The sequence below is a fragment of the Nocardioides sp. genome, assembly GCF_036374615.1.
In the GTDB taxonomy this organism is placed as follows: Bacteria; Actinomycetota; Actinomycetes; order Propionibacteriales; family Nocardioidaceae; genus Nocardioides.
This window is the reverse complement of record NZ_DASUTK010000217.1, coordinates 20,784-28,659: the sequence shown is the minus strand read 5'-3', so window position 1 is coordinate 28,659 and position 7,876 is coordinate 20,784. Positions and strand designations below refer to the sequence as shown.

Genomic DNA, 7,876 nt, shown 5'->3' with positions numbered 1-7,876 from the left:
CGGGGCTCGGTCCGTGGGGCTGCGGGCGATGCACTGGAGGCACGGGGACGGACTCGATCGACTGGTGGCTGGAGCTGCGGCGCTGGGGCTGCCGATGAGGCGGCCCGGCGGCTGATCGAACCGGTCCGCGGCGGTCGGGCGGCACCGCCTCGGAAGACCGGAGACTGAGTGCCGGAAGGAGGCCCCATGCTGGTCGCACTGAACCGACTGGTGGACGTGGTCGAGGAGGCCGGCGCCGAGGACGTGGACGTCGCCGCGGTCGCCGCCGCACATGGCACGACCGAGCACCACCTGCGCCGGATGTTCTCGTCGCTGGCAGGCATGCCGCTGTCGGAGTACGTACGTCGACGCCGGATGTCGCTCGCGGCCGCCGACGTGCCGACGTCGCGGGACGACCTGATGACGATCGCCGTGAGACACGGCTACGGCTCGACCGAGGCGTTCGGCCGCGCGTTCCGCGCCGTGCACGGGATCGGCCTGACCGAGGCCCGTCGCGATGGAGGTCCCTTCCGCAGCCAACAGCAGCTCAGGTTCCGCCTGACCGTCGAAGGGAGCACCCCGATGAACGTCCGCATCGTCGACCGACCGGCCTTCCGCCTCGTGGGCCACGCCGCCCGGGTCCCGCTCATCCACGAGGGCGTCAACCCGCACATCTCGTCCCATGTCGAGGCGATCCCGATGACGGAGCACCAACGGCTCAAGGACCTCAGCAACGGAGTGCCCGGCGGCCTGCTCCAGATCACGGACCAGCTAGGCCCAGCGGACAGCGAGGGAACCGAGCTGACCTACATGCACGGTGTTGCCGTCACCGGCGACACGACCGCTCCGGAGGATCTCGACAGCATCGCCGTACCGGCTGGGAGCTGGGCGGTGTTCACGTCCGAGGGTCCGCATCCACAAGCGCTGCAGGAGACCTGGGCGGCCACCGCATCCGAGTGGTTCCCCTCGAACCCGTGGCGGTTGCGCCCCGGACCGTCGATCGTGGCCGTGCTCGACCACGACGAGGGCTTCACCACCGCGACCTGCGAGCTGTGGCAGCCCGTCGAGCGGACCTGACTCCGTCGGGCCAGCCCGACACCAAGCTGTCGGGCTGGCAGGATCGAACCGTCGGCCCCCGCTACCTAGCGTGGTGGTCATGACCGAGACCCTGCGGATGACCCCGATGACGAGTACGACTTCCCTCGAGCCCGACGCGCCTGTGGTGCGACCGACGCTGCTACGGCGGCTGGCCCTCGACACTGCCTACGCCCTCTCGGCGCTGCCGCTGGCGATCATCGCGTTCGCCGTGTCCGTGATCGGCTTCGCGCTCGGCGTCGGGCTGGCCGTGGTCTGGATCGGTGTGGCCGTGCTGGCAGGGACGCTGATCCTCGCGCGCGGCGTGGCCCACCTCGAGCGGCAGCGGCTACGCAGCCTGCAGCTACGTGCGGCGCCGGCTCCGGTGTACGTCGCCGCACCTGCCGGCGCCTCGCGGGTCCGTCGTCTGCTGACTCCGCTGCGCGACCCGCAGTCGTGGCTCGACCTGCTCTGGGGTGTGGTCGGGTTCGTCACCGGTCTGGTGGCCTTCGTCGTCACCGTCACGTGGTGGGCGGTCGTGCTCGGCGGCCTGACCTACTGGTTCTGGCAGCGCTGGGTGCCCCAGGACGACACGACCCTGGTCGAGCTGATCGGCCTCGGGGAGGGGCAGACTGCGGAGAGCGTGTTGTACCTGGTCGTGGGGGCGGTCGCGCTGCTCGTGCTGCCCGTGGTCGTCCGCGCGGTCGCTGCCGTGCACGCCGGCCTCGGCCAGGCTCTGTTGTGCAGCCGGGCCGAGCTGCAGGCCGAGGTGCGCCGCGTGGAAGGGAGCAGGGACGCCGCCCGTCGTGCGGAGGCGGACTCGCTGCGACGCCTCGAGCGCGACATCCACGACGGTCCCCAGCAACGCCTGATGCGGCTGACCCTCGACGTCAGCCGGGCTCGCAAGCAGCTGACCGACGACCCTGCGCGCGCCGGCGAGACGCTGGACACCGTCCTCGAGCAGGCTCGGGCGAGCGTCGACGAGCTGCGCGCGCTCTCGCGGGGCATCGCGCCACCGCTGCTCGTCGACCGCGGCCTGACGGTGGCCCTCCAGGAGCTGGTCAACCGTGGGCCGGTGCCCGTGTCGGCCCACCTCGACGTACCCGCGGACCTGCCGCCCCACGTCGAGACGGCGATCTACTTCGTGGTCTCGGAGTCGCTGACCAATGTCGCCAAGCACAGCGGAGCGCAGGCCGTCACGGTCGACGTCACCGAGCGGAACGGAAAGGTCGAGGTCCGGGTCGAGGACGACGGCTCCGGCGGCGCCCACCTGGGCAAGGGACAAGGGCTCGCCGGCCTGCAGCAGAGGCTCGCGGGTGTCGACGGCACGTTCGAGGTGACCTCGCCGGTCGGTGGGCCCACGGTCGTCCGTGCTGAAATCCCTGTGTGAGCACACCACTACGGGTGGTCGTCGCCGACGACTCCTTCCTGCTGCGCGAGGGGCTTCAGCTGATGCTCGCCGAGGCCGGCCACGACGTGGTGGCCTCGGTGAGCGACGGCCCCGGCTTCGTCGACGCGATGATCGAGGCCCGCCCCGACCTGGGGATCGTCGACGTCCGGATGCCACCGAGCCACACCGACGAGGGCCTCCGGGCCGCCGTCGAGGTGCGGCGGCGCTGGCCGCAGGCGCGGGTGATGGTGCTCTCGCAGTACGTCGAGGTCTCCTATGCCGACGACCTGCTGGCGGATGGCAGGGGTGGGGTCGGGTACCTCCTGAAGGACCGGGTGAGCCACCTCGAGGACTTCCTCGACGCCGTCGCGACCGTGGCCGCCGACGGCACCGTGCTCGACCCGCTCGTGGTCCGTCAGCTGATGTCCCGCAACCGCGACCCGCTGGCCTCGCTGACCCCGCGTGAGCGGGAGGTGCTCTCCTTGATGGCGCAGGGGATGTCCAACGCCGCGATCGCCGAGGCCCTCACCGTCACGCCCGGAGGCGTCGAGAAGCACACGCAGCGGATCTTCGCCAAGCTCGACCTGTTCCCGGACGACGACAGCAGCCACCGTCGGGTGCTCGCGGTTCTGAGCTACCTGCGGTCGACCTGACCTGGGTCCCCGTCCCGCGCCACCCGGCCGCCCCTTCTGCCTGTCCACGTGGGACGGGCCGCACCTGGACGACGAGCCGGACGAGTAGGCGCAGACAGCCCCAGTCAGCGCGCGGTCCTGCGGTCCACGTCGAGCACCACGCGCACTCGCTGCCCCTCCTGGTGCGCTGACCTCAGCGTCATCCGGCGGGACGTGATCCGACGCGGCAGCAACGGCGCGCCCGCGCCAAGCGTGACCGGGCACATGCCGAGTTGGATCTCGTCGAGCAGACCCGCGTCGTCGAACTGTCCCACCAGGTCGCCGCCGCCCACGATCCACGTGTCCCCCTCGCTGGCGGCGAGCATGTCGTCATACACGACCCGCACCTCCCCTTGCACGAACCTGATGTCGACGCCCGGCAGCGCTGGTAGATCTCGGTGCGTGAAGACCCAGCACGGGCGGGCGCCGTACCACTCGCGCCACTTGTCGGGGTGCTCGAGCAGCCGCTCGTGTTCGAGCACCCATTCATACGTGGTGGCGCCCATCGTCATCGTGCCGATCCGCGCCACGAACGCGTCCCACCCTCCGGCGTCCTCGCTCTCCTCGTGGGGCGTGTCGAAGAGCCACTGGAGCGAGTTGTGTTCGTCGGCGATGAATCCGTCGAGCGTGCAGGCGGTGTGGTAGACGACCTTGCCCATGCTCCGACGGTACGTCGGGCACCCGCCCCCACTGCGGCAGATCTGCGCGTTGCGTGGGCGGTGCGGCCTAGCCTGTCTGCATGCGACGCTTCGACGACGAGGACCTCACCAGCGCAGAGTTCCGCGAGTGCGACCTGAGCAGAGCCCGGCTGGTCGGCGTGGTCATGCAGGACGCCGAGATCGACGGCCTGGTCACCAATCTGGTGGTCAACGGCGTCGAGGTCATGACCTACGTCGAGGCAGAGCTCGACCGCCGCCACCCGGTACGGTTGCTGATCCGCTCCGATGAGCCGGCCGACCTGCGCGAGGCCTGGCGACAGCTGCGGGATGACTGGGCGAGGACCACCGAGCGAGTCCGGTCCATGCCCGAGAACAGCGAACATCAGGGCGTCGACGGCGAGTGGTCGATGGTCGAAACCCTGCGTCATCTTGTCTTCGTGCACGACTCCTGGTTCCGACGCTGCGTGCTCGGGCTCACCGAGCCGTTCACGGCCATGGGACTGGGTCCACAGTTCCTCATGGACCAGGAGGAGAGCGGGCTCGACCCGTCCGCCCAACCGAGCCTCGACGAGGTGCTCGCCGTGCGCGATCGGCAGGCTTCGGAGGTCGAGACGTGGCTGGCCGAGGTCACGCCTGATCAGCTCGACCAGACCGCGCCGGTGCCCGACGACGACAGATGGCCGCCATATGCCAAGGGGCGGGCAGTGCGGCAATGCCTCGGCACCGTGCTCAACGAGGACTGGGCTCACCACGGGTTCTGCAAACGCGACCTGGACAAGCTGTCGCGTCTGGAGTCTTCGTAGGGTTTTCAGATCAATAGCGCAGACGCGGTATCTGCGGTGTCTGGTTGTCTTCCAGTGCGGCGTCACTCGCCTGTGCGGCTGGTCGACTCGGGACGCGTCACCGTGTTGCCGAGACGGAAGCGGAGCAGTCGCCAGTCACCGTCGATAACCCGCCCGAAGATGCCCAGCGGCACGGTCTTGGTCCTCCCGCCGGGAGCACCTGGGTCGAGTTGTAGCCGTGAATCCACCAGCGCCTTGTAGTGACCTCGCTCGTCCTTGCTGCCGCGGGTCCAGCGGTAACTCCCGTCCTTGGTCAGCCATACTTCGGCCGGTTTGAAGTAGGAGCATCCGGTGCGAGCCGTGTGCGCGCAGGGCAGAGTGTCGCCGGTCCCGTGGAAATGTCGCGTCTGGCCGGGCTGCAGCGTGCGGACCCTGTAGGACTTATCTCACCTCCTGCCTTGCCACCACCAACCGCGCTCGGTCACCCGCGCCTGGAGGTCATCGATCTGGAGCCGACCTGTGTCTGCGTCGTACCAGTAGCGATGACATCCTCGGTTCCACTCCTCAGAGACTGTGGTGCATATCGGGCCCCGCCCTGCGCGCCGCCCGCTCGTTGTGGTGCGCGGATCGCGCACCACGAGATTACGCGCGACCAGTTCCCCGGGGATACGCACAATTGCTGATTGCGCCTCGGGAAGTCGTTTCCACGGCGCGCAATCAGCCACGTTTCGGCCTCGCACTCAGGCAGTCAATGCCAGCCGATGTATCTCCATGCAGGGAGGGCGTACTTCACCGATCGCCTCTTTCCGGGTGACATTCTTCTCGAGCCTTGCGCGGTGGGTTGGTGTCAACTATTGAGCCACGACCCACCGCCTAACGAGGCCGCGTGCATCGGGCACCGTCGCCGGTGACCCATCGCAGGAAGAACCGATGGACGCCCCAGTCTTCGTCTTGCCGCGGATGGACGATCTCAGCACCGGCATCCTGCGCCCGCTGGTAGGCGTCGTCGACGTCGGGCACCTCGAGCGACATGTCGGGATTCCCAGGGTCGCCACCCACCCCAGATCCATGAGCACGTCAAGATCGAGCAACTCGGAGTACTCCCGTACGGCGGCATCGACATCGGGCGCCGTCAGGATCGGCACTGCTCGAAGCAAGTCCATGTCTTCCACGGTAGGCAGAGCGCACCCCGATCCGAAGCGCACGCCTCCCACGCAGGATGGAGCGCACTGACAGCGGCTACGCGGGCGCACGAAGAGACCGCTCACCCTGAGAGACAAGCTTGGGCGTCTGGCCGGGGCGAGGCCCGGGGGTCCAGACCAGCCACGACGTCCAGACCAAGATCGTTGACTGGGGCCACGGGACGGTGGGAACGTCAGGGCGCTCGGGTCGGCCACGAAGTGGCGATTGACGCACTCCAGGAAGTGGCCGACCCCCGGGCCGCGCAATCAGAGAAGGACACACCTCATGCGCCCCACTGCACGCCTCGGCGGTCTCGTCTCGGCCGTCGTCCTCGGCACCATGCTCGTGTCACCGCCGAGTTACGCCGCCAAGAGTCTCACCGTCTCCTGCACCGCTGAGAGCGGCTTGGTCTCCTATCCCAGCGGGACCGCGACTGTCACTGTCGTGGTCACCTTCGACAGCGGCCCGCCCACCGAGGCCTCAGCCCCCGTTTCACGGAGACGAGAAGGCAACGTGACGATCGGAAACGATACCGAGCGTGCCTTTGTCGGGATCGACGCCACGGCGCTGTCCCAGGTGGGCAAGGTTCTCGCTTCCGGCTCGGCGGCCTGTTGATCTCCTAGTTGCACAGGGGCCCGGCTGACCTGGTACGCCGCACGGTTAGGTAGTTCGCCTGATCCGGGCGGCTGACCTTAGGGGAATGCTCGAGCTCGTCAGCAGATTTCGTCGTGCGTCCAGGAGGTAGTCATGCCCACGCCGTTCCGTCCGTTGAGCTCACAGACCATCAGGTTCGCCAAGGGCTACCGCCTCCTTGGTCGGGCAGGCTCATGCAGAGATCGGCGGTAGGTCGAGGGCCTTCTCGACCGGCTGCGGTCGAGCCTTTCCAGTGTCGGTGGCCTCCAACCCGCCGAGGAGCACGGGGAGACCAGCAGCCTGAACGGGCAAGGTCCGTGCGAGGCGTGCAACTACGCCAAGCGGGCACCCGGCTGGCACGCCACCCCCAGCCCTGGTGTCAACGGTGAACATCACGTCGAGACCACCACCCCACCGGCCACCACTACCGAACTCGGCCACCCGCCGTCGCGACCATCCGCGAGACCCCGATCCAGATCGACTACGTGCTCACCTGCTAGAGCGGGCGAGCCACTGCCTCACCGGCAGGGGTCGCCGCTCGGCGTACCCCTCCGGCAGCAGGATGCTGCCCCGCCGGGTGAGGTAGTAGATCTGCCACTGGTGGTAGCCGAGGTAGGCGGGAGGACGTCGCTGCATCAGCTCGGCGTAGAGCGTCACGCCGCGCACGTACGAGGAGGAGTTGTTGTAGTGGTACAGCGCGGAGGCGGGATCACCGGCGAACCCGTAGTCACGGAGCAGTCGTGCCGCGGCCGGGATCGCGTCGTGCGGATCGTGCACGTCCCCGCCATGGCCGTAGCGGTCCCAGGTGGCAGGGATGAACTGCATCGGACCCTGCGCACCGGCGACCGACGTGCCCTTGATCCGGCCGAAGCCGGTCTCGACCAGGTTGATCGCGGCGAGGTACTCCCAGTCGACGCCGTAACGGCGCTCGGCGGCGCGGTAGGCGTTGCGGAGCTCGGCGGCGGGACGTGGGGCGACGATCCGCCACGCCGGCAGCTCGGTGGCGAGGTCCGAGGGGCGGGTCGGGTGCATGGAGCGGAACGCGCGGCGGGCGGCGACGTTGTCGGTCACGACGCCGCGTAGCGAGCGAGGCAGGAGCTCGAGGACCCGCCTGTCCCAACCGGGACGGTCTCCGAGCTCGCGGTAGACGAGCTGCTGGGAGTGCGCAGCCATGGCCAGTTCTCGTGTGGAGGTACGCCGCTCTCCGATCACCCGCTCAGCCGCGAGGATCTGGGCGGCGGCGGCCCGGGGCGAGTCCGGAGGCGTCGGGGTGGCGGCACCCTCGGGGACCGTCGGGGACGGCCGCGCGGACGGGTGCTTCGACGCCGGGTCCGACGGGGCGGCGGACGGCCGACGCTGCGACCCGGGGGCTGGCTCGCTGCTGCCGCCGGCGCACCCGGTCAGCAGTGCTGCGGCCAGGACGCCTGCGGCGGCTCGTCGGCGATCCATTCCGCCACCGTAGACTCGACCCTGCAACCCCCTACCGGTCCCGGTCGGGGGCTGCCT

General features: G+C 69.3%; 7 protein-coding genes. 5 read left to right on the top strand and 2 right to left on the bottom strand.

Annotation, left to right across the window (positions count from 1 at the left end; genetic code table 11):
* Positions 1-186 precede the first annotated feature (186 nt).
* The 3 genes from VFZ39_RS16790 (at position 187) to VFZ39_RS16780 (ending at position 3,096) form a co-directional block, all read left to right on the top strand.
* Positions 187-1,056 carry an AraC family transcriptional regulator gene (locus tag VFZ39_RS16790; RefSeq protein ID WP_330866936.1) on the top strand — a complete coding sequence of 290 codons (870 nt, stop codon included), beginning with the start codon at positions 187-189 and terminating at the stop codon, positions 1,054-1,056.
* Between the two features lie 79 nt (positions 1,057-1,135).
* Complete coding sequence (locus VFZ39_RS16785; RefSeq protein WP_330866935.1) at positions 1,136-2,443, top strand: sensor histidine kinase; 1,308 nt, start codon at positions 1,136-1,138, stop codon at positions 2,441-2,443.
* The gene (locus VFZ39_RS16780) at positions 2,440-3,096 is read left to right on the top strand and encodes a response regulator transcription factor (RefSeq protein ID WP_330866934.1); all 657 of its coding nucleotides are present in this window, start codon (positions 2,440-2,442) and stop codon (positions 3,094-3,096) included. Before VFZ39_RS16785 ends, VFZ39_RS16780 begins: the two co-directional genes overlap by 4 nt.
* A 104-nt stretch (positions 3,097-3,200) precedes the next feature.
* Here VFZ39_RS16780 and VFZ39_RS16775 read toward each other — a convergent pair whose 3' ends face one another.
* Positions 3,201-3,773: a dihydrofolate reductase family protein gene (locus VFZ39_RS16775; protein ID WP_330866933.1), complete on the bottom strand. Its 573-nt coding sequence runs from the start codon at positions 3,771-3,773 to the stop codon at positions 3,201-3,203.
* Positions 3,774-3,853: 80 nt separating this feature from the next.
* On the opposite strand from VFZ39_RS16775, the gene VFZ39_RS16770 reads away from it, so the two are divergent.
* Entirely contained in the window at positions 3,854-4,576 is a 723-nt protein-coding gene (locus VFZ39_RS16770) for a DinB family protein (RefSeq protein ID WP_330866932.1), read from the top strand.
* 1,446 nt (positions 4,577-6,022) lie between these two features.
* Positions 6,023-6,352 carry a hypothetical protein gene (locus VFZ39_RS16765; protein ID WP_330866931.1) on the top strand — a complete coding sequence of 110 codons (330 nt, stop codon included), beginning with the start codon at positions 6,023-6,025 and terminating at the stop codon, positions 6,350-6,352.
* A 507-nt stretch (positions 6,353-6,859) separates the two neighbouring features.
* Here the strand turns inward: VFZ39_RS16765 and VFZ39_RS16760 are convergent.
* Positions 6,860-7,819 carry a transglycosylase SLT domain-containing protein gene (locus VFZ39_RS16760; protein ID WP_330866930.1) on the bottom strand — a complete coding sequence of 320 codons (960 nt, stop codon included), beginning with the start codon at positions 7,817-7,819 and terminating at the stop codon, positions 6,860-6,862.
* Between the last annotated feature and the right edge of the window lie 57 nt (positions 7,820-7,876).